A 25,478-nucleotide genomic window follows, 5' to 3' on the forward strand; every position below is an offset into this window, starting at 1 on the left:
ATCGCCCTGCGTAGATCGTCCGATGAGGTTTGACCCCACCCCCACCCCATCCCCTTGTAAAGGGAGGGGAGTATAGAGAATGGCGACACATTCTGTTAAGATAATTAAATACATGATCTTCTAGTCAGATTTATCTGACTTTAGCTATTAGACGGGGGTTTCTAACCCCCGGCTCCCCTGTTGTTCAACGCAAAGGTACGCAGAGGTTTGTTTTTGATTTGTGTTTGAGGGTGTTGTGGTTGGGTTACAATCGGTTGTAGTAACTCTTAACCTGCTAATCTGTGTAAGTATGACCATGCACAATTCCGTTGAATTCCAAGACGCTTTTGATGTTATTGTGGTGGGTGCGGGTCACTCCGGTTGTGAAGCGGCTCTTGCAGCGGCTCGTCTGGGCTGTCGGACTTTGCTACTGACACTCAATTTAGATAAAATAGCTTGGCAACCTTGTAACCCGGCGGTGGGTGGCCCGGCTAAGTCGCAGTTGACCCATGAGGTGGATGCTTTAGGGGGGGAAATTGGCAAGGTTGCGGACCGCACCTATTTACAAAAGCGCATCCTCAATTCTTCACGGGGTCCGGCGGTATGGGCTTTACGCGCTCAAAGTGATAAGCGGGAATATGCGGCGGTGATGAAGGGTGTTGTGGAAAACCAAGAAAATCTGACTATCCGGGAGGGGATGGTTACTGATTTGGTTTTGGGTACTAATGATGAGGTGGTTGGGGTTGAAACTTATTTTGGTGTGGGGTTTCAATGTCAAGCGGTGATCTTGACTACTGGGACGTTTTTGGGTGGTAAAATCTGGGTAGGTAATAAGTCTATGGCCGCTGGACGAGCTGGCGAGTTTGCGGCTGAGGGTTTGACCCAAACTCTCAACCGCTTGGGTTTTGAGACCGGTAGGCTGAAAACGGGTACGCCCGCACGGGTAGATAGGCGATCGGTGGACTACACTAAGATGACTATCCAACCAGGAGATGAGGAGGTACGCTGGTTTAGTTTTGACCCGGATGTGTGGGTGGAACGGGAACAGGTTCCCTGTTACATTACCCGGACGAATGCAGATACTCATCGGTTAATTCGGGAAAATTTACATTTATCACCAGTTTATGGTGGTTGGGTGGAAGCTAAGGGACCTCGCTACTGTCCCAGTATTGAAGATAAAATAGTCCGCTTTGCTGATAAGGAGAGCCACCAAATCTTTATTGAACCGGAAGGACGGGATATCCCAGAGTTATATATTCAAGGGTTTTCTACGGGGTTACCGGAAAATCTGCAGTTGCAAATGTTACGCACTCTGCCGGGGTTGGAAAGTTGTACGATGTTGCGTCCGGCTTATGCGGTGGAGTATGACTATTTACCCGCCACCCAGTGTTATCCTACACTGATGACTAAGAAAATTAATGGTTTATTCTGCGCGGGACAAATTAACGGTACTACGGGTTATGAAGAGGCCGCAGCCCAAGGAATTGTAGCGGGTATTAATGCGGCGCGGTTGGTTCAGGGTAAACAGATGATTGTTTTCCCCCGTGAACATAGTTATCTTGGTACTTTGCTTGATGATTTGTGTACTAAAGATTTACGGGAACCTTACCGGATGCTCACTAGTCGCTCTGAGTATCGGTTATTGTTGCGGTCTGATAATGCTGACCAACGTTTAACACCTTTAGGAAGGGAAATTGGCTTAGTTGACGATCGCCGTTGGGAGTTGTTCACCAGTAAACAAACGCAGATTAATCAAGAAAAAGACCGTTTATATAATACCAGAATTAAGGAACATGACCCCATCGGTCAGGCGATCGCCTCTGCATCCCAACAAGCTATTAAAGGTTCTATCACCCTAGCTGATTTACTCCGTCGTCCAGGATTCCATTACATTGACCTGGAACGTTACGGACTGGGAAACCCCACCCTCAACCAAGGGGAAAAAGAAGGCGCAGAGATTGACATCAAGTATTCTGGTTATCTGGCTAGACAACAACATCAAATTGAACAGATTACCCGTCAGGCTAACCGCCAGCTACCCGCAGACTTAGATTATAACACAATTGATACCCTTTCTAAAGAAGCGCGGGAAAAACTCACCCGTGTTAAACCCCTAACTATCGGTCAAGCAGCACGGACTGGGGGGGTAAATCCCGCAGATATTAACGCTTTGTTAATATACTTGGAGTTACGTAAAACTAAAACTCAGTCAGAGTTGACCGCTTCGGCTTAATTACGGCAGATTCTAGGACAATTAGTAAGTGACATTAGTCTGATTATATTACTAGCTAGGCTGGCGGAACCATCACCCCATGATCAGCAACCTTTCAGGGGCTGTGATGGTTTCCACAGTTGAGTATCAGCAATTAGTCGGACTGGCGATCAACATCCGTGGGTTCACAGTTGACAAGTACCAACGTGAGAAAAGAAATTTACCCCCCAAACCAGTTCTTTCTCGCCAAACCAACACTCGTAAACTGGAAGATGGCCTTCTACTGCTGTGAGGTCAAAAATAATATCAATGTAGTATAACCAACTTCCCCCTTTCCTCCATCCTATTTTTTCCCCGAAGGCTCTCCAAACATCATAATCCCATTGTTTCTTTCCTCCCAAACTTTGATAAATGCTTTGATAAATGCGTTTCTGCACAGAAAAACCAAAGCGTCCATGACTGTATTTCACCCATAATTGGTCTATCATACCCAAGTCTTCACAGGGAAAATTATCAATACTCTCATGGTTTAACCAACCTTCTTTTTCCCGGTTCGCCACCCCTAACATTAACCGTCTGGTTTCATCATCTGCGTCTCTCCACCTTTTTTGTAGAAGTAAGTCACGCAGATTCTTATAGTCCACCCCGATAGCTGACTTTAATGGTCCATCTTCAAATATACTCACGGCTTGTTTTACCTTGGCTTCTGTGCGAGACTGCAATAAGGAATAAGCAGCATTTTGTACTTGTGGGGACTGGTCATTTAAAGCCTGAATTAATATATCTAAACCTGGTTGACTATAATTTAAAGCTTGTGCAAGTGCAGCAATTCTCACCTGGGGGTTAGGGTCACTATACCGGAATATCACCCCTTCAAGACCACCTAAAACTACTGCAAACTCAGGACTGGGACTGTGACCACCAAGGACAGCATCATATTCTCCGGGTTTTTGCTGATTGTTCATAGTGAATATTGGGACTTACATCTGGCAATATTATCAACTTTTTTGGGGTGAAAAGAACAAGGTAATTTTTATCTATGGTTGGGGAATTTTTTGATCTTTTCAGTCCCCTATGATTGTAGAGGGTGAAATTTTATTTACACCCCACCCCTCTCATCTCAGCAGGGGAGGGAGTTTTAATTGTATGCCATAATATGCTAATACATAGATAAAACAATGCTATGCTAGATACACTAGATTTAACAGTTTCTTTAAATAAAGCCACCTACAAGTCAGAAATTGACAGGCTGATGTATCAAATGCGAGAACTGCAAAATGCCTGTAGGGATAAAAAGTTACCTGTAATTGTGGTCTTGGAGGGGTGGGCTGCTTCTGGTAAGGGTAGACTGGTAAAGCAAATGGTTTCCTATATGGACCCACGGGGATTTCATGTATATCCTATCTGGCCACCCACTCCAGAAGAACGTAAATATCCCTTCCTCTGGCGATTTTGGGAAAAAATACCCGCTCAAGGTAAAATCAGCTTTTTCTATCACAGTTGGTATACTCATGTTCTCGAAGAACGTCTGTTAGAGCGGGTCGGAATTAATCAAGTTCCCACAGTACCCACCCTGATGGGACAAATTAACGCCTTTGAGCGCCAAATGGTGGATGATGGGACGGCGATCGCTAAATTCTGGTTACATCTGAGCCGTAAAGAATTGAAAAGTCGTTTAAAAGAATACGCCCAAGATGAATTAACTGCTTGGCGTGTCCGCAAAGAAGACTGGAAGCAGGAAAAACACTATGACCTTTACACCAGCTATGCAGAAGAGATGCTAGTACAAACTAGTACGGGTTTTGCTCCTTGGACTCTGGTAGAAGCAGACTCTGAGCGGTGGGCGCAAGTGAAAGTACTTACCCAGCTAGCTGCAACTTTAACATCTGCATTGGATCGGCTAAAAATTCAGCTTCCCACCCCCACTTTACCACCACAAATCCAGTTAGAACCGACGGAGTTAGACTTACTCACACAAGTCGATTTAAGCTTAAGTCTTTCAGAACCAGAATACGAAGAACAATTACTCCAAGAGCAGGTAAAACTACGCAAGTTGCAATTAAGCATTTATAAACATCAAATTCCTGTACTGGTAATATTTGAAGGTTGGGATGCAGCAGGTAAAGGGGGCGCAATTAAACGCCTCACAGATATTCTCGATCCGCGCAGTTACTTTGTTCATCCCTTCGCAGCGCCTACAGATGAGGAAAAAGTTCATCATTACCTCTGGCGATTTTGGCGACGATTACCCACATCTGGAATAATTGGCATTTTTGACCGTTCTTGGTATGGTCGGGTATTAGTGGAGCGGGTAGAAGGTTTTGCTTCGGAAATCGAGTGGCGCAGAGCCTACCGGGAAATTAATGAGTTTGAGGCTCAGTTAACCACTGCTGGCTATGTTTTAGTTAAGTTTTGGCTACACATTAGCCCAGAAGAACAACTTCAGCGGTTTACATCTCGCAAAAATGACTCTTTTAAGCAGTACAAGCTTACTGATGAAGACTGGCGGAATCGGCAAAAGTGGAATGATTACTATGTAGCAGTCAATCAAGCCATTCACCGCACCAGCACCCCCAAGGCTCCTTGGACAATTGTCGCTGCTAATGACAAATATTACGCCCGCGTCAAGGTGATTGAAACTGTAGTCCAAGCTATTGAGACAGAATTAAAGCGCCGTCACCACAGCAATAGCTAACATCTAGCACCCTGATGATTTCGCCTATACCGGTATAAAAGCCATTACTATTTTTTACCTCAGATTTTATTATGTTTGGTTAATCTTCCATGATATGATCCGGAAATCCACTGAAACAATTTAGGTAAATTGATGAGTGAAGTTGTGATACCTCAATTTTCTCCCCATACCCAATTATCACAAATGATTTCCGGTTATTGGGTATCTCAAGCTATCAAAATATAGTGGGAGCGTGAGAACCCCTGCGCTTTAGCGAGGGGATGAAAAGCGACTCAACAGGATTTACCCTGTCGTATCCTGACTACAAAAAACTTATTGACAAGGCATTTCTGATTAGTTAGGATAAAAAAGCATCCACAAATATGGTGAAAAACCCAAAAGATGTTTTCCTTAAGTAGCCACACAGCTAGATTTATTTTTAGCCGAGGTGGGTAGGGCATTTTGACTGTGCCACAACGATATTATTTATTCAAATTTTTAAATAAATAAAATCGTAAACTTTGCGTAGCGTGTCTTCAGACCGCGTAGCAACATCAGTTTAGAATCCCCTGTGATTCTATCCAGGGGAGAAGTCAACTACACGGCGGCCAAATTGGGGATTGCGGATCTCCTGAAACCAGGTTCTCAATCCTGTCAACAACTCGCGGAAAATACTGATAGTAATCCTGGCTCATTGTACCGCATGATGAGGGCTTTAGCCAGTATCGGTATTTTCCAGGAAACAGAGCCTGAACAATTTATCCTCACGCCCTTAGCAGAATATTTGTGTAGTGATCATCCCCAATCACTCCAAGCTACAGCTGTGATGTTGGGGGACGCACCTCATTATCAAGCTTGGGGAAATTTCCTGTATAGTGTCAAAACAGGAAAACCAGCATTTGATCATTCTTTTGGTATGGGAGTATTTGATTACTTTAAATCCCATCCCCAAGATGCAGAGATATTTGAGCAGTGCATGAACTCTTTCTCTTTTGTGGAAGAAAAAGCCATATTAGATGTATATGATTTTTCCCAATTTAAAACCCTAGTTGATATAGGGGGAGGATATGGGGAAATGTTGGGAACATTTTTACAAAAGTACCCCCATCTGCAAGGTATTCTGTTTGATGAAGAATATGTCATTTCCCATGCTGAACCTACTTTGGCAAAACATGGTGTTGTTGAACGTTGTCAAATGGTCAGTGGCGATTTTTTTACATCGGTGCCACCGGGAGGAGATGCCTATCTTTTAAAACACATTCTACATGACTGGGATGATGAAAGAGCATTAACAATTCTTAAAAACTGTAGAGATGCTATGGATGAGCATAGTAAAATCTTGGTATTAGAGATGATTGTTCAACCTGGTAATATTCCAGGAGCAGCCAAAATGTTAGATTTAAATATGTTGGTGATGTGTCCCGGAGGAAAAGAAAGAACCGAAAGTGAATTTCACCAATTATTTGCTCAAGCGGGTTTGAAATTAACTGAGATTATCCGCACTGCTGAGGATATTTGTGTGATTGAAGGGTGTAAATAAAGATTTAGTATTTAGATGGTAGCAGATTCTCATATTTACTTTGACTGTCGGGGGTTCATAGGAATGGATACAAGAAATACCCCCGACAGTATTTTATCTTGGTAACCGTGTATAAAATAGAATTATGCCTAATTAAGTCCAAAAGGCATCTCATACCCTTGACAATCTGGAAATAATAGAGTAATAAGGTGGCAGAACATAAAAAAAATATATTGGCTCACCCCTGGCACAATATCAGTCAATAGCTCTGAGAACAATTCACGCAGTTAAAATAAATTATGCCACACAATACTGAAGAAAAAGCAGCAACCCCAGCAACTGGCTACAAAGCACGTCTCAATTCTTGGGCGATCGCGCGTTTACTCCCTGATACACAACGGGAAATTGTGGCTCGCTTTCGCAGTCGTTCGGATGCAGAGGGTTATATGCAGCACTTGAGCCAAACAACACCTAATACCGCGTTTATGGTGGTTTTTGATTGTCAACGCCAAGCAGCTGTAATTTAATGCTGTAATTTAATGCTGTAATTTAAGATCGCTGTGGGAATTGCAATCAAACAATTCCCAGCAGTTAACGCGATTCGGTCCCTTGATTGGGACTACCAGCAACACTATCCTCTCCTGGTGCTTCAGGTTCAGCTGTGGGTTTAGCCTCACTTTTAGCCGCAGTTCCGGTTTTGCGAATATCTGCTTGAATGGGGGTTTGATAGCCACCAGAAGCACTGGGGGTGGTTTCTGGATGATCAGATTTTTGTTTTTGTTCTTCGGACATAATTACATCCTGTAGATTTAACATAAGCAGATTCTAAGCAATTCACAACTAGTAATTGCTCTATCTAAAATGTGATGATGATTGATTTATTCCTCTATCGGAGGGTTTACCTTCATATCAGTTAACCGTTGTGAATGACTACATCTACCTACACGGTTTTGCTTCCAGTCCCAAATCTGCTAAAGCCCAGGATATCAGCGATCGCTTTGCAGAAATTGACATCAAGCTGAAAATCCCCGATTTGAATGCTGGGAATTTTTCCCAATTAACTATCACACGCCAGATTACTCAAGTTGCAGCCCAATTCCCTGATGATTCTACCCCGGTAACTTTAATTGGTTCTAGTTTAGGCGGTTTGACCAGTGCTCATCTAGCACAGCAATATTCACAAGTACAACGCCTGGTTTTGCTAGCACCAGCTTTTGGGTTTTTATCCCATTGGTTACCTCAACTGGGGAATCAAGAAATACAACGCTGGGAACAAGAACAATATCTGATGATTCACCACTATGGGGAAGGGCGATCGCTCCCCCTGAGTTATAATTTTGTCATAGATGCAGCCCAGTACCAAGAAACAATATTACAGCGCCCTGTACCGACCCTGATATTCCATGGTCAACAAGATGAGGTGATTCCCATCACAGCCAGTCGGGAATTTGCGCGATCGCGTCCTTGGGTAGAATTAATAGAACTAGACAGCGACCACACCCTAGGCAATGTCATGGCAGAAATTTGGCCAGCAATTTACCGATTCTGCCAGTTCCCTTGAGGTGTAAAATATGAAGTCCTGACTAATTATTAATGACTACTAAAATTATGCTGAGTTTTATCCGGTCAGATTTAGCCCAATTCACCGCTTATCAACCTCACCCCAGCAGTGATACCGCCGCCGGAGTGGCCCCCCAGTTGGATCGGCTGGATACCAACGAAAGCCCCTATGATTTACCCCCACAGTTAAAACAAAAGCTGGCTTGGACCTATGAGCAAGTAATTGAAACAAATCGTTATCCTGACGGTGGACATGAGAGCCTCAAACAGGCGATCGCTCAATACGTTAATGAGTCTGCTTCCCTGTCCCCATCTATATTTACTGCTGCTAATATTTCTCTAGGTAATGGTTCAGACGAACTAATTCGCTCATTATTAATTGCCACCTGTCTGGGGGGAGAAGGCTCAATTTTAGTCGCTCATCCCACTTTCTCCATGTATGGAATTTTAGCCAAAACTTTGGGCATTCCGGTAGTGACAGTAGAGAGAAACCCCGATAATTTTGAAATTGACTTAAAAGCTGCCCAATCTGCCCTAGAAGAAACTCAAACTCCCCCCATTCGCGTGGTTTTTGTGGTACATCCCAATTCCCCCACCGGTAACTGTTTGACTGCGGCGGAGTTGGCATGGTTAAAAAGTTTAAATGAGCAGATTCTGGTAGTCATTGATGAAGCTTACTTTGAATTTAGCCAAAGTACCCTGGTTGGTGAATTAACCCAACATCCTAACTGGGTAATTCTACGTACTTTCTCCAAAGCCTTTCGGTTAGCAGCCCTGCGTGTGGGTTATTGTGTGGGTGATCCACAGGCGATCGCTATCTTAGAAAAAGTCCGCTTACCCTATAATCTTCCTAGCTTCTCAATTGCTGGCGCATTAGCTGCTATGGAAAATAAACAACTTTTGCTAGAGTCAATTTCCCCAACTTTGGATGAACGAGACAAACTCATAAAACTGTTATCCCAACATCCCAGATTACAAATAACCAAAAGTGCTGCTAACTTTATCTTCCTCCGTCTTCCAGGAAATAACCCCGAAAATCAAAACCAGCAATTAACAACTCTCCACCAAAAACTCAAAACTTCCGGTACTCTTGTGCGCCAAATTAGCGGAGGACTGCGCATTACTATCGGCTCACCGGAGGAAAACACCCGTACCTTAGAGAGAATACAAGCCAGTTTAGCAACTCTGGGATATTAACACTGACAGCGCATTTGATCTGAGTGGGTACGGGTAGTAGGCACCGCACCGATGCCCACCCCACAAGATTTATGATATTAAGGTGTGTACTTTATTTACTTGAAAAGTGCTGTATTTATTTAATTCATTACCTCAACGGCGTACTATTCCTACTGTCCTTGGTAACACCCCTACTAAAAGCGCAAAGACAATATCAGGTATTTCAGCCACAATTGACGGTGAAAAATATTGTTCAAATTGATCGATAATTTTCTGAACTCGCTGCTGTGGAAGCGGGGTTTCTGTAATTTGCTTGATTAACCGAGTCCATTGTCGCCTAATTAAATAAGCCTGCTGACGCTCCTCATAAGACTCAGGAGTTACCAAGGACAAATTACCTATGAGTAATACCATTTCACAATCATGATCATAATTTCCCCCAACAGCAGCACCCGGCCCCGCAAATTCTGCATGATACCCTTTAAAGAGTATTAACCCATTGCGCCTACGACTATTAACAACAAAAATCTTCCCACTGTGCAGCAGTGTGAGGATATCCGATCCATATGAATCCTTAGCCCCATCTGTGATCACAGGATGGTCTAAGAGAATAGTATCAGGGTAGTAGGTTGATACCATAGCAGCTTGATAGCGTGGGAGACTCTCGCTATCGATGTTTCTTGAACTTGCAGATAGTTTGGTAGTATTATGCACTTCCAGCCCTAGGTTGGGTAAAATCAAATCAGATTTTTAATAGTCTAGGAAAACTTTTTGATTTAAAAAGCCTCCTAGTTGATGTAACGAGAAAAAAATTGGCATTTGATTATGAGATAGTTAATCATATTCTATGAGATTCAGTTAAATTTTTCGCTGCCAAACAGCTTTTTTTCTTAAAATTTTGATAAAGCTAAATTAGCAAATACAAAGTTATTATAATGTGTGAACAAGCCACTAAGTCTGATGATAATACTTTTCCATCATCTTCTATCTTTGATATTTACTCAGTACCTATTTATCTATGCCATCAAATTTAGATGACATATAACTATGGATTTTTGGGAGTATTTACACTTACCCATAAATATTTATTATACTCAAGTTAGTTACCAAAATTTTATACAGTCAGCCAGGTTTGAGTGCTGCAAATGGGCATGATTTGATTTTTGGTAAAATAGCTTTTATATTCACCATAGCACCAATTATCTAAGTAATTAAAAGTATTAAATACTACTTAATATTCCGTCTTATCGTCAAGGCTCANATCTCAAGAAACAGAACACCGTTTTCAAGAAACTGAGCGGTTTCTTAAACAGCAAGCTCAAGCAACTGATAAGCAGATTAAACAGGTAAGTCAACAACTGGATAAATTAGGTAATCACCTAGATGAGTTTGTAGAATGGCAAATACGCCCTGCTGTAGTAGCGTTGTTTCAACAGCGGGGTATTGATGTCTATGAACTTTACCCAGAGTTATCTACACAGCGCGGGGGTGAAGGTTTAGAAATTGATTTATTAGTGGTAAATGATACCGAAGCGGTGTTAATTGAGGTAAAAAGTAAACCCAATCAAGCCGATGTAGATAAGCATTTACAAGGGTTAGAAAAGTTTAAGCGCCTCATGCCACGGTATACAGATGTACAAGCTATGGGTGCAGTGGCGGGGATGGTGGTTACTAATGAGGTACGTGATTATGCTTATGGTCAAGGTTTATTTGTTTTGGGTCTGTGCGGTGATGATGTGGTGATTTTAAATGAGCCGGATTTTCAACCCCGGAAGTGGTAATAAGAGTTTTGAGACGGGGCGATCGCCCTGCGTAGATCGTCCGATGAGGTTTGACCCCACCCCCACCCCATCCCCTTGTAAAGGGAGGGGAGTATAGAGAATGGCGACACATTCTGTTAAGATAATTAAATACATGATCTTCTAGTCAGATTTATCTGACTTTAGCTATTAGACGGGGGTTTCTAACCCCCGGCTCCCCTGTTGTTCAACGCAAAGGTACGCAGAGGTTTGTTTTTGATTTGTGTTTGAGGGTGTTGTGGTTGGGTTACAATCGGTTGTAGTAACTCTTAACCTGCTAATCTGTGTAAGTATGACCATGCACAATTCCGTTGAATTCCAAGACGCTTTTGATGTTATTGTGGTGGGTGCGGGTCACTCCGGTTGTGAAGCGGCTCTTGCAGCGGCTCGTCTGGGCTGTCGGACTTTGCTACTGACACTCAATTTAGATAAAATAGCTTGGCAACCTTGTAACCCGGCGGTGGGTGGCCCGGCTAAGTCGCAGTTGACCCATGAGGTGGATGCTTTAGGGGGGGAAATTGGCAAGGTTGCGGACCGCACCTATTTACAAAAGCGCATCCTCAATTCTTCACGGGGTCCGGCGGTATGGGCTTTACGCGCTCAAAGTGATAAGCGGGAATATGCGGCGGTGATGAAGGGTGTTGTGGAAAACCAAGAAAATCTGACTATCCGGGAGGGGATGGTTACTGATTTGGTTTTGGGTACTAATGATGAGGTGGTTGGGGTTGAAACTTATTTTGGTGTGGGGTTTCAATGTCAAGCGGTGATCTTGACTACTGGGACGTTTTTGGGTGGTAAAATCTGGGTAGGTAATAAGTCTATGGCCGCTGGACGAGCTGGCGAGTTTGCGGCTGAGGGTTTGACCCAAACTCTCAACCGCTTGGGTTTTGAGACCGGTAGGCTGAAAACGGGTACGCCCGCACGGGTAGATAGGCGATCGGTGGACTACACTAAGATGACTATCCAACCAGGAGATGAGGAGGTACGCTGGTTTAGTTTTGACCCGGATGTGTGGGTGGAACGGGAACAGGTTCCCTGTTACATTACCCGGACGAATGCAGATACTCATCGGTTAATTCGGGAAAATTTACATTTATCACCAGTTTATGGTGGTTGGGTGGAAGCTAAGGGACCTCGCTACTGTCCCAGTATTGAAGATAAAATAGTCCGCTTTGCTGATAAGGAGAGCCACCAAATCTTTATTGAACCGGAAGGACGGGATATCCCAGAGTTATATATTCAAGGGTTTTCTACGGGGTTACCGGAAAATCTGCAGTTGCAAATGTTACGCACTCTGCCGGGGTTGGAAAGTTGTACGATGTTGCGTCCGGCTTATGCGGTGGAGTATGACTATTTACCCGCCACCCAGTGTTATCCTACACTGATGACTAAGAAAATTAATGGTTTATTCTGCGCGGGACAAATTAACGGTACTACGGGTTATGAAGAGGCCGCAGCCCAAGGAATTGTAGCGGGTATTAATGCGGCGCGGTTGGTTCAGGGTAAACAGATGATTGTTTTCCCCCGTGAACATAGTTATCTTGGTACTTTGCTTGATGATTTGTGTACTAAAGATTTACGGGAACCTTACCGGATGCTCACTAGTCGCTCTGAGTATCGGTTATTGTTGCGGTCTGATAATGCTGACCAACGTTTAACACCTTTAGGAAGGGAAATTGGCTTAGTTGACGATCGCCGTTGGGAGTTGTTCACCAGTAAACAAACGCAGATTAATCAAGAAAAAGACCGTTTATATAATACCAGAATTAAGGAACATGACCCCATCGGTCAGGCGATCGCCTCTGCATCCCAACAAGCTATTAAAGGTTCTATCACCCTAGCTGATTTACTCCGTCGTCCAGGATTCCATTACATTGACCTGGAACGTTACGGACTGGGAAACCCCACCCTCAACCAAGGGGAAAAAGAAGGCGCAGAGATTGACATCAAGTATTCTGGTTATCTGGCTAGACAACAACATCAAATTGAACAGATTACCCGTCAGGCTAACCGCCAGCTACCCGCAGACTTAGATTATAACACAATTGATACCCTTTCTAAAGAAGCGCGGGAAAAACTCACCCGTGTTAAACCCCTAACTATCGGTCAAGCAGCACGGACTGGGGGGGTAAATCCCGCAGATATTAACGCTTTGTTAATATACTTGGAGTTACGTAAAACTAAAACTCAGTCAGAGTTGACCGCTTCGGCTTAATTACGGCAGATTCTAGGACAATTAGTAAGTGACATTAGTCTGATTATATTACTAGCTAGGCTGGCGGAACCATCACCCCATGATCAGCAACCTTTCAGGGGCTGTGATGGTTTCCACAGTTGAGTATCAGCAATTAGTCGGACTGGCGATCAACATCCGTGGGTTCACAGTTGACAAGTACCAACGTGAGAAAAGAAATTTACCCCCCAAACCAGTTCTTTCTCGCCAAACCAACACTCGTAAACTGGAAGATGGCCTTCTACTGCTGTGAGGTCAAAAATAATATCAATGTAGTATAACCAACTTCCCCCTTTCCTCCATCCTATTTTTTCCCCGAAGGCTCTCCAAACATCATAATCCCATTGTTTCTTTCCTCCCAAACTTTGATAAATGCTTTGATAAATGCGTTTCTGCACAGAAAAACCAAAGCGTCCATGACTGTATTTCACCCATAATTGGTCTATCATACCCAAGTCTTCACAGGGAAAATTATCAATACTCTCATGGTTTAACCAACCTTCTTTTTCCCGGTTCGCCACCCCTAACATTAACCGTCTGGTTTCATCATCTGCGTCTCTCCACCTTTTTTGTAGAAGTAAGTCACGCAGATTCTTATAGTCCACCCCGATAGCTGACTTTAATGGTCCATCTTCAAATATACTCACGGCTTGTTTTACCTTGGCTTCTGTGCGAGACTGCAATAAGGAATAAGCAGCATTTTGTACTTGTGGGGACTGGTCATTTAAAGCCTGAATTAATATATCTAAACCTGGTTGACTATAATTTAAAGCTTGTGCAAGTGCAGCAATTCTCACCTGGGGGTTAGGGTCACTATACCGGAATATCACCCCTTCAAGACCACCTAAAACTACTGCAAACTCAGGACTGGGACTGTGACCACCAAGGACAGCATCATATTCTCCGGGTTTTTGCTGATTGTTCATAGTGAATATTGGGACTTACATCTGGCAATATTATCAACTTTTTTGGGGTGAAAAGAACAAGGTAATTTTTATCTATGGTTGGGGAATTTTTTGATCTTTTCAGTCCCCTATGATTGTAGAGGGTGAAATTTTATTTACACCCCACCCCTCTCATCTCAGCAGGGGAGGGAGTTTTAATTGTATGCCATAATATGCTAATACATAGATAAAACAATGCTATGCTAGATACACTAGATTTAACAGTTTCTTTAAATAAAGCCACCTACAAGTCAGAAATTGACAGGCTGATGTATCAAATGCGAGAACTGCAAAATGCCTGTAGGGATAAAAAGTTACCTGTAATTGTGGTCTTGGAGGGGTGGGCTGCTTCTGGTAAGGGTAGACTGGTAAAGCAAATGGTTTCCTATATGGACCCACGGGGATTTCATGTATATCCTATCTGGCCACCCACTCCAGAAGAACGTAAATATCCCTTCCTCTGGCGATTTTGGGAAAAAATACCCGCTCAAGGTAAAATCAGCTTTTTCTATCACAGTTGGTATACTCATGTTCTCGAAGAACGTCTGTTAGAGCGGGTCGGAATTAATCAAGTTCCCACAGTACCCACCCTGATGGGACAAATTAACGCCTTTGAGCGCCAAATGGTGGATGATGGGACGGCGATCGCTAAATTCTGGTTACATCTGAGCCGTAAAGAATTGAAAAGTCGTTTAAAAGAATACGCCCAAGATGAATTAACTGCTTGGCGTGTCCGCAAAGAAGACTGGAAGCAGGAAAAACACTATGACCTTTACACCAGCTATGCAGAAGAGATGCTAGTACAAACTAGTACGGGTTTTGCTCCTTGGACTCTGGTAGAAGCAGACTCTGAGCGGTGGGCGCAAGTGAAAGTACTTACCCAGCTAGCTGCAACTTTAACATCTGCATTGGATCGGCTAAAAATTCAGCTTCCCACCCCCACTTTACCACCACAAATCCAGTTAGAACCGACGGAGTTAGACTTACTCACACAAGTCGATTTAAGCTTAAGTCTTTCAGAACCAGAATACGAAGAACAATTACTCCAAGAGCAGGTAAAACTACGCAAGTTGCAATTAAGCATTTATAAACATCAAATTCCTGTACTGGTAATATTTGAAGGTTGGGATGCAGCAGGTAAAGGGGGCGCAATTAAACGCCTCACAGATATTCTCGATCCGCGCAGTTACTTTGTTCATCCCTTCGCAGCGCCTACAGATGAGGAAAAAGTTCATCATTACCTCTGGCGATTTTGGCGACGATTACCCACATCTGGAATAATTGGCATTTTTGACCGTTCTTGGTATGGTCGGGTATTAGTGGAGCGGGTAGAAGGTTTTGCTTCGGAAATCGAGTGGCGCAGAGCCTACCGGGAAATTAATGAGTTTGAGGCTCAGTTAACCACTGCTGGCTATGTTTTAGTTAAGTTTTGGCTACACATTAGCCCAGAAGAACAACTTCAGCGGTTTACATCTCGCAAAAATGACTCTTTTAAGCAGTACAAGCTTACTGATGAAGACTGGCGGAATCGGCAAAAGTGGAATGATTACTATGTAGCAGTCAATCAAGCCATTCACCGCACCAGCACCCCCAAGGCTCCTTGGACAATTGTCGCTGCTAATGACAAATATTACGCCCGCGTCAAGGTGATTGAAACTGTAGTCCAAGCTATTGAGACAGAATTAAAGCGCCGTCACCACAGCAATAGCTAACATCTAGCACCCTGATGATTTCGCCTATACCGGTATAAAAGCCATTACTATTTTTTACCTCAGATTTTATTATGTTTGGTTAATCTTCCATGATATGATCCGGAAATCCACTGAAACAATTTAGGTAAATTGATGAGTGAAGTTGTGATACCTCAATTTTCTCCCCATACCCAATTATCACAAATGATTTCCGGTTATTGGGTATCTCAAGCTATCAAAATATAGTGGGAGCGTGAGAACCCCTGCGCTTTAGCGAGGGGATGAAAAGCGACTCAACAGGATTTACCCTGTCGTATCCTGACTACAAAAAACTTATTGACAAGGCATTTCTGATTAGTTAGGATAAAAAAGCATCCACAAATATGGTGAAAAACCCAAAAGATGTTTTCCTTAAGTAGCCACACAGCTAGATTTATTTTTAGCCGAGGTGGGTAGGGCATTTTGACTGTGCCACAACGATATTATTTATTCAAATTTTTAAATAAATAAAATCGTAAACTTTGCGTAGCGTGTCTTCAGACCGCGTAGCAACATCAGTTTAGAATCCCCTGTGATTCTATCCAGGGGAGAAGTCAACTACACGGCGGCCAAATTGGGGATTGCGGATCTCCTGAAACCAGGTTCTCAATCCTGTCAACAACTCGCGGAAAATACTGATAGTAATCCTGGCTCATTGTACCGCATGATGAGGGCTTTAGCCAGTATCGGTATTTTCCAGGAAACAGAGCCTGAACAATTTATCCTCACGCCCTTAGCAGAATATTTGTGTAGTGATCATCCCCAATCACTCCAAGCTACAGCTGTGATGTTGGGGGACGCACCTCATTATCAAGCTTGGGGAAATTTCCTGTATAGTGTCAAAACAGGAAAACCAGCATTTGATCATTCTTTTGGTATGGGAGTATTTGATTACTTTAAATCCCATCCCCAAGATGCAGAGATATTTGAGCAGTGCATGAACTCTTTCTCTTTTGTGGAAGAAAAAGCCATATTAGATGTATATGATTTTTCCCAATTTAAAACCCTAGTTGATATAGGGGGAGGATATGGGGAAATGTTGGGAACATTTTTACAAAAGTACCCCCATCTGCAAGGTATTCTGTTTGATGAAGAATATGTCATTTCCCATGCTGAACCTACTTTGGCAAAACATGGTGTTGTTGAACGTTGTCAAATGGTCAGTGGCGATTTTTTTACATCGGTGCCACCGGGAGGAGATGCCTATCTTTTAAAACACATTCTACATGACTGGGATGATGAAAGAGCATTAACAATTCTTAAAAACTGTAGAGATGCTATGGATGAGCATAGTAAAATCTTGGTATTAGAGATGATTGTTCAACCTGGTAATATTCCAGGAGCAGCCAAAATGTTAGATTTAAATATGTTGGTGATGTGTCCCGGAGGAAAAGAAAGAACCGAAAGTGAATTTCACCAATTATTTGCTCAAGCGGGTTTGAAATTAACTGAGATTATCCGCACTGCTGAGGATATTTGTGTGATTGAAGGGTGTAAATAAAGATTTAGTATTTAGATGGTAGCAGATTCTCATATTTACTTTGACTGTCGGGGGTTCATAGGAATGGATACAAGAAATACCCCCGACAGTATTTTATCTTGGTAACCGTGTATAAAATAGAATTATGCCTAATTAAGTCCAAAAGGCATCTCATACCCTTGACAATCTGGAAATAATAGAGTAATAAGGTGGCAGAACATAAAAAAAATATATTGGCTCACCCCTGGCACAATATCAGTCAATAGCTCTGAGAACAATTCACGCAGTTAAAATAAATTATGCCACACAATACTGAAGAAAAAGCAGCAACCCCAGCAACTGGCTACAAAGCACGTCTCAATTCTTGGGCGATCGCGCGTTTACTCCCTGATACACAACGGGAAATTGTGGCTCGCTTTCGCAGTCGTTCGGATGCAGAGGGTTATATGCAGCACTTGAGCCAAACAACACCTAATACCGCGTTTATGGTGGTTTTTGATTGTCAACGCCAAGCAGCTGTAATTTAATGCTGTAATTTAATGCTGTAATTTAAGATCGCTGTGGGAATTGCAATCAAACAATTCCCAGCAGTTAACGCGATTCGGTCCCTTGATTGGGACTACCAGCAACACTATCCTCTCCTGGTGCTTCAGGTTCAGCTGTGGGTTTAGCCTCACTTTTAGCCGCAGTTCCGGTTTTGCGAATATCTGCTTGAATGGGGGTTTGATAGCCACCAGAAGCACTGGGGGTGGTTTCTGGATGATCAGATTTTTGTTTTTGTTCTTCGGACATAATTACATCCTGTAGATTTAACATAAGCAGATTCTAAGCAATTCACAACTAGTAATTGCTCTATCTAAAATGTGATGATGATTGATTTATTCCTCTATCGGAGGGTTTACCTTCATATCAGTTAACCGTTGTGAATGACTACATCTACCTACACGGTTTTGCTTCCAGTCCCAAATCTGCTAAAGCCCAGGATATCAGCGATCGCTTTGCAGAAATTGACATCAAGCTGAAAATCCCCGATTTGAATGCTGGGAATTTTTCCCAATTAACTATCACACGCCAGATTACTCAAGTTGCAGCCCAATTCCCTGATGATTCTACCCCGGTAACTTTAATTGGTTCTAGTTTAGGCGGTTTGACCAGTGCTCATCTAGCACAGCAATATTCACAAGTACAACGCCTGGTTTTGCTAGCACCAGCTTTTGGGTTTTTATCCCATTGGTTACCTCAACTGGGGAATCAAGAAATACAACGCTGGGAACAAGAACAATATCTGATGATTCACCACTATGGGGAAGGGCGATCGCTCCCCCTGAGTTATAATTTTGTCATAGATGCAGCCCAGTACCAAGAAACAATATTACAGCGCCCTGTACCGACCCTGATATTCCATGGTCAACAAGATGAGGTGATTCCCATCACAGCCAGTCGGGAATTTGCGCGATCGCGTCCTTGGGTAGAATTAATAGAACTAGACAGCGACCACACCCTAGGCAATGTCATGGCAGAAATTTGGCCAGCAATTTACCGATTCTGCCAGTTCCCTTGAGGTGTAAAATATGAAGTCCTGACTAATTATTAATGACTACTAAAATTATGCTGAGTTTTATCCGGTCAGATTTAGCCCAATTCACCGCTTATCAACCTCACCCCAGCAGTGATACCGCCGCCGGAGTGGCCCCCCAGTTGGATCGGCTGGATACCAACGAAAGCCCCTATGATTTACCCCCACAGTTAAAACAAAAGCTGGCTTGGACCTATGAGCAAGTAATTGAAACAAATCGTTATCCTGACGGTGGACATGAGAGCCTCAAACAGGCGATCGCTCAATACGTTAATGAGTCTGCTTCCCTGTCCCCATCTATATTTACTGCTGCTAATATTTCTCTAGGTAATGGTTCAGACGAACTAATTCGCTCATTATTAATTGCCACCTGTCTGGGGGGAGAAGGCTCAATTTTAGTCGCTCATCCCACTTTCTCCATGTATGGAATTTTAGCCAAAACTTTGGGCATTCCGGTAGTGACAGTAGAGAGAAACCCCGATAATTTTGAAATTGACTTAAAAGCTGCCCAATCTGCCCTAGAAGAAACTCAAACTCCCCCCATTCGCGTGGTTTTTGTGGTACATCCCAATTCCCCCACCGGTAACTGTTTGACTGCGGCGGAGTTGGCATGGTTAAAAAGTTTAAATGAGCAGATTCTGGTAGTCATTGATGAAGCTTACTTTGAATTTAGCCAAAGTACCCTGGTTGGTGAATTAACCCAACATCCTAACTGGGTAATTCTACGTACTTTCTCCAAAGCCTTTCGGTTAGCAGCCCTGCGTGTGGGTTATTGTGTGGGTGATCCACAGGCGATCGCTATCTTAGAAAAAGTCCGCTTACCCTATAATCTTCCTAGCTTCTCAATTGCTGGCGCATTAGCTGCTATGGAAAATAAACAACTTTTGCTAGAGTCAATTTCCCCAACTTTGGATGAACGAGACAAACTCATAAAACTGTTATCCCAACATCCCAGATTACAAATAACCAAAAGTGCTGCTAACTTTATCTTCCTCCGTCTTCCAGGAAATAACCCCGAAAATCAAAACCAGCAATTAACAACTCTCCACCAAAAACTCAAAACTTCCGGTACTCTTGTGCGCCAAATTAGCGGAGGACTGCGCATTACTATCGGCTCACCGGAGGAAAACACCCGTACCTTAGAGAGAATACAAGCCAGTTTAGCAACTCTGGGATATTAACACTGACAGCGCATTTGATCTGAGTGGGTACGGGTAGTAGGCACCGCACCGATGCCCACCCCACAAGATTTATGATATTAAGGTGTGTACTTTATTTACTTGAAAAGTGCTGTATTTATTTAATTCATTACCTCAACGGCGTACTATTCCTACTGTCCTTGGTAACACCCCTACTAAAAGCGCAAAGACAATATCAGGTATTTCAGCCACAATTGACGGTGAAAAATATTGTTCAAATTGATCGATAATTTTCTGAACTCGCTGCTGTGGAAGCGGGGTTTCTGTAATTTGCTTGATTAACCGAGTCCATTGTCGCCTAATTAAATAAGCCTGCTGACGCTCCTCATAAGACTCAGGAGTTACCAAGGACAAATTACCTATGAGTAATACCATTTCACAATCATGATCATAATTTCCCCCAACAGCAGCACCCGGCCCCGCAAATTCTGCATGATACCCTTTAAAGAGTATTAACCCATTGCGCCTACGACTATTAACAACAAAAATCTTCCCACTGTGCAGCAGTGTGAGGATATCCGATCCATATGAATCCTTAGCCCCATCTGTGATCACAGGATGGTCTAAGAGAATAGTATCAGGGTAGTAGGTTGATACCATAGCAGCTTGATAGCGTGGGAGACTCTCGCTATCGATGTTTCTTGAACTTGCAGATAGTTTGGTAGTATTATGCACTTCCAGCCCTAGGTTGGGTAAAATCAAATCAGATTTTTAATAGTCTAGGAAAACTTTTTGATTTAAAAAGCCTCCTAGTTGATGTAACGAGAAAAAAATTGGCATTTGATTATGAGATAGTTAATCATATTCTATGAGATTCAGTTAAATTTTTCGCTGCCAAACAGCTTTTTTTCTTAAAATTTTGATAAAGCTAAATTAGCAAATACAAAGTTATTATAATGTGTGAACAAGCCACTAAGTCTGATGATAATACTTTTCCATCATCTTCTATCTTTGATATTTACTCAGTACCTATTTATCTATGCCATCAAATTTAGATGACATATAACTATGGATTTTTGGGAGTATTTACACTTACCCATAAATATTTATTATACTCAAGTTAGTTACCAAAATTTTATACAGTCAGCCAGGTTTGAGTGCTGCAAATGGGCATGATTTGATTTTTGGTAAAATAGCTTTTATATTCACCATAGCACCAATTATCTAAGTAATTAAAAGTATTAAATACTACTTAATATTCCGTCTTATCGTCAAGGCTCAGATGTTTGTGTAAAAGTATTTGTTGGGAACGTCTGAGAAAAAATCTATTCCCATGAGATTCTGATTTATCCAGCTTATATCCCAACTTGAAATAAAGTTGCTGTGCTTGATGGTTATTTTCCAAGACATGGAGGTATAGGTCATTAAATCCCCACTCATGAGAGAATTTTTCACACTTCATCAGCAGTCTTGAGGCGATACCATGTCTACGGTATTGGGGGTGAACCGCTAAATTAGACAAATAAGGAAAATTTCTCCCCGTCTTTATCCAAGAATCACTCCACCGCACACTTAATTCTACAGTTCCTACTAAGTAATGACTGTCCGCATTAGTAGTATCAATAGCAACTAAACAAACATGATGGGGTGGAGGTGATGATAGGCGATGCTTGAGATCCTCATAAATAGCTAAACGTACTAGGGGAAAAGCCCATCCCCAGAAGCCATGATGTCCGTGAAAGCTTTCAGCTATGATGTGAGCAATACCAGTAAAATCATCAGGTGTCGCCACACGGATTTGGAACTGCCAGGAAGCTTGTTCGGCAGCAGATATAACCGTATCTTGGTGGTAAGGATCAAAAAACCAGGATGTCAAAGCGAGTTTAGTATAGATTTAATTAAAGGAAATTTTGCTAATGTCCTTAAATAGTCAGCAAGCTGTATTATTTTTCAATATAAACCTTAATGACTGATTTAGCATTCAAATTCTAACTTAAATATGGCTTATTTCAGTCATCCCCCCTCAGTCACCAGGGGGTGGGGCTTGACGTGATATGAATAAAAAGCCATACGACATGATGTCGTACGGCTTTTGGTGTAGTGTGAGGAGCTTAACTAAGTAACATCATAAAGTAATGCCAAAGTGGCAGATCACTGGTAACAATTTTGGTAACGGGATGTTTTTGATCATAGAAATGGTGCAAGGGTGACACAAAATTATATTTTTCGGTTTGTCATCTTAGGTCAGTTTCAGAGTATTTCTTGACCCTCCCTCTGGTCACTTCCAGTCAGGGTATTCTTGACATACTCACCGATCTTGAAGTATGGCTTACGCCACGCTACGCTATCGACTTCGCTCACCGACCGCACAAAAAACAATAAAATCCAGTCCCCTCCCCTTACAAGGGGAGGGTTAGGGTGGGGTCAAGCAATAGTTGATACACTAATCATGACTTGACAAACAACCTCTAAGAATCAAGAAAAGCCGTCGTAGAACAACGGGGTTTTAAAGCCATTTTTTCAATAAAATAAATGATATGCGATCGACCCAGGGAGGTACTGCTTTGGGTAGAGGTAATGGAGACAATATGAAATTACGATTTGGTGATTACATACCACGGGTAATTAAAAAAAATCTCAAAGTATCAATTAAACCTTTGGCGATAAGTCTTTGAATAAATAGTTAATCTAAAATTGCTCTCTACACATCTCTTACAGCAATTATCCTCATGGGAAATGATAGTAATAATAAATACATTTTTATTAATACTAGATATTAAATACTTTAGTTAGGTGGTTTGACCCCTCCATGGTCACACCATTAATTAGTGTAATCTCTTGAGTGTAACCTGTTTGAGAAAAAGATCATCTATGCCGAACTCAAGAATACAATAGATTTGAGAAATGCAAAAAAATTCTGCCACATCCCAACTTGTATATTATTGAGGCTATAGCAAGCACAAATTTTTTTTANTCTCTGTCCTTGATTCCACCCAAAAACAACTGTACCAATTTTGTATTTAATGCAGTAGTCAACAACTAATCTAGCTGCTTTATTTACAGCATCTCTCACTTGTCGGTTACGCTTTTCTGTGATATGGGCTAGTTGTTCATCCCAGTATCCTTGTGGTTTACCTTCCTTTAAGGTCGCAATACGCTTGTTATACCATTGGTTAAGAGATTTAATTTTGCGTCCATCAACAATAAAACTAGTTCCAGTATTAGAAACACAGCTTAACCAGTTGTTGATGCCGGGGTCAATAGCTAGAGCATACTGGGGATTAAAATTAATTTTTGGTGATGACTTTTGCTCATAGACAAATTCGGCATAAAAGCATCGGTTTCTTGGTAGTATTCTTAATTCTTTAATATCTGCAAACTTTAGGTTTGAAGGCATCGGCAGCAAGAAACTATCAAGTTTAAACCAACGTTTAACAGTACTACCCAGCGGTATTTTTATATGATCACCAACAAGTTTCAATGCTTGCTTGGGATAAGTCACGAGTGCATACCCTGCACCTTTACGATATTTCGGCAGCTTGGGCTTAAAATGCAATTTACCTTTGCTGTACTTCTTATCTAATTCCTTAAAAGACTTAAATGATTCTGCTACAGACCTCAAAATTTGTTGTGCTGCTTGAGAGTGCAAAACTTGATAATGTTTATTGGTCTTATATTCTTTCTCTAAATCGTACTTACCAATCAACTTACTAGTTTTGAAATATAACTGACGAGCGTAGTAGATACCACAATTTGTCAGTTTATGGGACTCTGAGCAAATAAACTCAAGGACTGCTCTAAGTTCATTATCTGGGTTAACTAAGTTTTGCTGACATCCATACATTGTTTTCACCTCCTTGATATATACTAACATTAAATACTAACAATGTATGTCAATTATGAAGGGAAAAACATTAACAATACGTCTATCTGAGCGGAGAAGAAATAAACTTTATTTATCTCGAAGGGGACACAGCAGTAGCGACTACCTGAGCGGCTACAACATCTCTATCTGTTGTATACCCGCAATTTGAACAAACATGAGTACGCTCCGACAGTTCTTTCTTACCAGTCTCAACTCCACAGTTAGGGCAGATTTGGCTGGTTTTACGTGAGTCTACCTTTTGAAAATAGACATCGCGCTTTAAAAACAGGTTTGTTGAAGGATTTTAAAAAACTGACCAAATCCAGCATCCAGGCAATGTTTACCTAGGATTGAACGGGATAAGCCAACTAAATTTAAATCTTCCACAAACACCATCCCGGCGTTGTCACAGATTTGATGAGACAACTTTCTGTGCCAATCTTGACGACAATTAGTAACGTACTCATGTAATTTCGCAACTTTTTTTTGTGCTTTGTGCCAATTGTTCGAGCCTAACCGTTTTTTGGCAACACTCTGTTGCAGCAATTTCAGCTTGCGTTCAGCATCTCCAAAAAATCTCGGACGTTTGATTAAAAGACCATCAGAAGTTGCTATAAAATTTGTTAGACCGACATCTATTCCTACTGGTTCCCCATGTGGCAGAGGTTGGGGTATGGCTACATCCCACTGTACTGTTAACATGACGTACCACCCAGAGGCACGCTTAACTACACCCGCCTGTTTAATAACCCCTCCATCTGGAATTGAAGGGGATTGACGGACTTTGACCAACCCAATTACAGGTAATTTTACATACCTATTGGTTAATGGGTTTACACCTAATTGAGAAAAGGAAAAAGAACGCATTCGCCCCTGTTTCTTAAATCTGGGAAAGCCATGATTTTGTTCCCACATACTAACAAAAGCTTTTTCTAGTCGTCTTAATGTTTGCTGCAAAGATTGAGCATTAACAGGTTTTAAATACTCATTTTGCTTACGTGCAACAGTTAGAGACTTACATTGACTTGCAAATGTGGGACGAGGTGTATCAGCAGGGATAATGTAACAACTATGAAGGCTGCAAGCATTTACCTGGCAACTACGAGACTGATACCAGTTTTTACGCTCTGCCAAAGCATGATTGTAAAACCGTCGATGGGTTTCTAACCACTCTTCAAATATTGCTATTTGTTTTTGAGTTGGTTTAAGCTTAAATTCGTAGGTCAGATTAAACACTTGCATCACCTCCTAATAACAATATACCTTGAAGGTAATATTTTTCCAGACGATTTTTAGGAATGCGACCCAAGTCTCTAGCGCACTACACCCCCATAGTTAGAAACCAGGGGCACTGTGCGCGTTTTTTGGTAGAGGGGGATGATTCTTCCATCCTTCCCTGTTCAGAGGAGAAAGTTAATCTGAGAAGATAAATAATATGAGTATATTCTTTTAGATGGAAAAAACCCTATGAAACTCAGGCGCAATGCCTAGGGTAGTTATGTTACGAAAAGTAAAAACGCCTCACAGCCTTGACAATGAACACAACAATGGCAAAAATTCTCGACGGTAAAGCCTTAGCTGAAAAAATTCAT

General features: G+C 42.0%; 23 protein-coding genes. 13 read left to right on the plus strand and 10 right to left on the minus strand.

Going from position 1 to position 25,478, the window contains the following annotated elements; all coding sequences use genetic code 11:
- Positions 1-289 precede the first annotated feature (289 nt).
- A complete protein-coding gene (gene mnmG, locus IM676_RS02805; RefSeq protein WP_200987658.1) occupies positions 290-2,212 on the plus strand; it encodes a tRNA uridine-5-carboxymethylaminomethyl(34) synthesis enzyme MnmG in 1,923 nt (640 codons plus the stop codon).
- 164 nt (positions 2,213-2,376) lie between these two features.
- Here the strand turns inward: mnmG (IM676_RS02805) and IM676_RS19700 are convergent, their stop codons facing one another.
- A complete protein-coding gene (locus tag IM676_RS19700) occupies positions 2,377-3,156 on the minus strand; it encodes a GUN4 domain-containing protein (protein ID WP_225880380.1) in 780 nt (259 codons plus the stop codon).
- Between the two features lie 218 nt (positions 3,157-3,374).
- Here IM676_RS19700 and pap (IM676_RS02815) point away from each other — a divergent pair, with 218 nt between their 5' ends.
- From pap (IM676_RS02815) to IM676_RS02825, 3 genes are all read left to right on the plus strand, one after another.
- Positions 3,375-4,886, plus strand: a complete 1,512-nt coding sequence (pap, locus tag IM676_RS02815) for a polyphosphate:AMP phosphotransferase (RefSeq protein WP_200987657.1) — start codon at positions 3,375-3,377, stop codon at positions 4,884-4,886.
- 550 nt (positions 4,887-5,436) lie between these two features.
- Complete coding sequence (locus tag IM676_RS02820; RefSeq protein WP_200987656.1) at positions 5,437-6,405, plus strand: methyltransferase; 969 nt, start codon at positions 5,437-5,439, stop codon at positions 6,403-6,405.
- Between the two features lie 278 nt (positions 6,406-6,683).
- Positions 6,684-6,911: a hypothetical protein gene (locus IM676_RS02825; RefSeq protein WP_200987655.1), complete on the plus strand. Its 228-nt coding sequence runs from the start codon at positions 6,684-6,686 to the stop codon at positions 6,909-6,911.
- Between the two features lie 64 nt (positions 6,912-6,975).
- Here IM676_RS02825 and IM676_RS02830 read toward each other — a convergent pair whose 3' ends face one another.
- On the minus strand, positions 6,976-7,176 hold the full coding sequence (locus IM676_RS02830) for a hypothetical protein (protein ID WP_200990056.1): 201 nt from the start codon (positions 7,174-7,176) through the stop codon (positions 6,976-6,978).
- A gap of 130 nt (positions 7,177-7,306) precedes the next feature.
- Between IM676_RS02830 and IM676_RS02835 the strand changes: the two genes are divergently transcribed.
- Together IM676_RS02835 and IM676_RS02840 are read left to right on the plus strand one after the other, a co-directional pair.
- The gene (locus IM676_RS02835) at positions 7,307-7,945 is read left to right on the plus strand and encodes a YqiA/YcfP family alpha/beta fold hydrolase (RefSeq protein WP_200987654.1); all 639 of its coding nucleotides are present in this window, start codon (positions 7,307-7,309) and stop codon (positions 7,943-7,945) included.
- A 47-nt stretch (positions 7,946-7,992) separates the two neighbouring features.
- Positions 7,993-9,141, plus strand: a complete 1,149-nt coding sequence (locus IM676_RS02840; protein ID WP_200990057.1) for a histidinol-phosphate transaminase — start codon at positions 7,993-7,995, stop codon at positions 9,139-9,141.
- Positions 9,142-9,273: 132 nt separating this feature from the next.
- Here the strand turns inward: IM676_RS02840 and IM676_RS02845 are convergent, their stop codons facing one another.
- On the minus strand, positions 9,274-9,795 hold the full coding sequence (locus IM676_RS02845) for a hypothetical protein (protein ID WP_200990058.1): 522 nt from the start codon (positions 9,793-9,795) through the stop codon (positions 9,274-9,276).
- Between the two features lie 749 nt (positions 9,796-10,544).
- On the opposite strand from IM676_RS02845, the gene IM676_RS02850 reads away from it, so the two are divergent.
- Complete coding sequence (locus tag IM676_RS02850; protein ID WP_200988866.1) at positions 10,545-10,901, plus strand: hypothetical protein; 357 nt, start codon at positions 10,545-10,547, stop codon at positions 10,899-10,901.
- A 310-nt stretch (positions 10,902-11,211) separates the two neighbouring features.
- Positions 11,212-13,134 carry a tRNA uridine-5-carboxymethylaminomethyl(34) synthesis enzyme MnmG gene (mnmG, locus tag IM676_RS02855; RefSeq protein WP_200987658.1) on the plus strand — a complete coding sequence of 641 codons (1,923 nt, stop codon included), beginning with the start codon at positions 11,212-11,214 and terminating at the stop codon, positions 13,132-13,134.
- 164 nt (positions 13,135-13,298) lie between these two features.
- On the opposite strand, the gene IM676_RS19705 is transcribed toward mnmG (IM676_RS02855), so the two are convergent.
- Entirely contained in the window at positions 13,299-14,078 is a 780-nt protein-coding gene (locus IM676_RS19705) for a GUN4 domain-containing protein (protein WP_225880380.1), read from the minus strand.
- A gap of 218 nt (positions 14,079-14,296) precedes the next feature.
- Between IM676_RS19705 and pap (IM676_RS02865) the strand changes: the two genes are divergently transcribed.
- The 3 genes from pap (IM676_RS02865) to IM676_RS02875 all read left to right on the plus strand — a co-directional run bounded on the left by pap (IM676_RS02865) (position 14,297) and on the right by IM676_RS02875 (position 17,833).
- Complete coding sequence (gene pap / locus IM676_RS02865; RefSeq protein ID WP_200987657.1) at positions 14,297-15,808, plus strand: polyphosphate:AMP phosphotransferase; 1,512 nt, start codon at positions 14,297-14,299, stop codon at positions 15,806-15,808.
- A gap of 550 nt (positions 15,809-16,358) precedes the next feature.
- On the plus strand, positions 16,359-17,327 hold the full coding sequence (locus tag IM676_RS02870; RefSeq protein WP_200987656.1) for a methyltransferase: 969 nt from the start codon (positions 16,359-16,361) through the stop codon (positions 17,325-17,327).
- A gap of 278 nt (positions 17,328-17,605) precedes the next feature.
- Positions 17,606-17,833, plus strand: coding sequence for a hypothetical protein (locus IM676_RS02875; protein ID WP_200987655.1), 228 nt, complete (start codon positions 17,606-17,608; stop codon positions 17,831-17,833).
- A gap of 64 nt (positions 17,834-17,897) precedes the next feature.
- On the opposite strand, the gene IM676_RS02880 is transcribed toward IM676_RS02875, so the two are convergent.
- A complete protein-coding gene (locus tag IM676_RS02880) occupies positions 17,898-18,098 on the minus strand; it encodes a hypothetical protein (RefSeq protein ID WP_200990056.1) in 201 nt (66 codons plus the stop codon).
- Between the two features lie 130 nt (positions 18,099-18,228).
- Here IM676_RS02880 and IM676_RS02885 point away from each other — a divergent pair, with 130 nt between their 5' ends.
- Both IM676_RS02885 and IM676_RS02890 read left to right on the plus strand, forming a co-directional pair.
- The gene (locus tag IM676_RS02885; protein WP_200987654.1) at positions 18,229-18,867 is read left to right on the plus strand and encodes a YqiA/YcfP family alpha/beta fold hydrolase; all 639 of its coding nucleotides are present in this window, start codon (positions 18,229-18,231) and stop codon (positions 18,865-18,867) included.
- A gap of 47 nt (positions 18,868-18,914) precedes the next feature.
- A complete protein-coding gene (locus IM676_RS02890; RefSeq protein ID WP_200990057.1) occupies positions 18,915-20,063 on the plus strand; it encodes a histidinol-phosphate transaminase in 1,149 nt (382 codons plus the stop codon).
- A gap of 132 nt (positions 20,064-20,195) precedes the next feature.
- On the opposite strand, the gene IM676_RS02895 is transcribed toward IM676_RS02890, so the two are convergent.
- The 5 genes from IM676_RS02895 to IM676_RS02910 form a co-directional block, all read right to left on the minus strand.
- The gene (locus IM676_RS02895; RefSeq protein ID WP_200990058.1) at positions 20,196-20,717 is read right to left on the minus strand and encodes a hypothetical protein; all 522 of its coding nucleotides are present in this window, start codon (positions 20,715-20,717) and stop codon (positions 20,196-20,198) included.
- Between the two features lie 556 nt (positions 20,718-21,273).
- Entirely contained in the window at positions 21,274-21,897 is a 624-nt protein-coding gene (locus tag IM676_RS02900) for a GNAT family N-acetyltransferase (RefSeq protein WP_200987653.1), read from the minus strand.
- A gap of 993 nt (positions 21,898-22,890) precedes the next feature.
- Positions 22,891-23,895, minus strand: coding sequence for an RNA-guided endonuclease InsQ/TnpB family protein (locus IM676_RS02905; protein ID WP_225880437.1), 1,005 nt, complete (start codon positions 23,893-23,895; stop codon positions 22,891-22,893).
- Positions 23,896-23,977: 82 nt separating this feature from the next.
- Positions 23,978-24,175, minus strand: a complete 198-nt coding sequence (locus IM676_RS20115; RefSeq protein WP_318780269.1) for a zinc ribbon domain-containing protein — start codon at positions 24,173-24,175, stop codon at positions 23,978-23,980.
- Positions 24,166-25,128 carry an RNA-guided endonuclease InsQ/TnpB family protein gene (locus IM676_RS02910; protein ID WP_318780250.1) on the minus strand — a complete coding sequence of 321 codons (963 nt, stop codon included), beginning with the start codon at positions 25,126-25,128 and terminating at the stop codon, positions 24,166-24,168. The genes IM676_RS20115 and IM676_RS02910 overlap by 10 nt, the downstream gene beginning before the upstream one ends.
- Between the last annotated feature and the right edge of the window lie 350 nt (positions 25,129-25,478).

The sequence above is a fragment of the Anabaenopsis elenkinii CCIBt3563 genome, from assembly GCF_015245355.1.
Taxonomy (GTDB): Bacteria; Cyanobacteriota; Cyanobacteriia; order Cyanobacteriales; family Nostocaceae; genus Anabaenopsis; species Anabaenopsis elenkinii.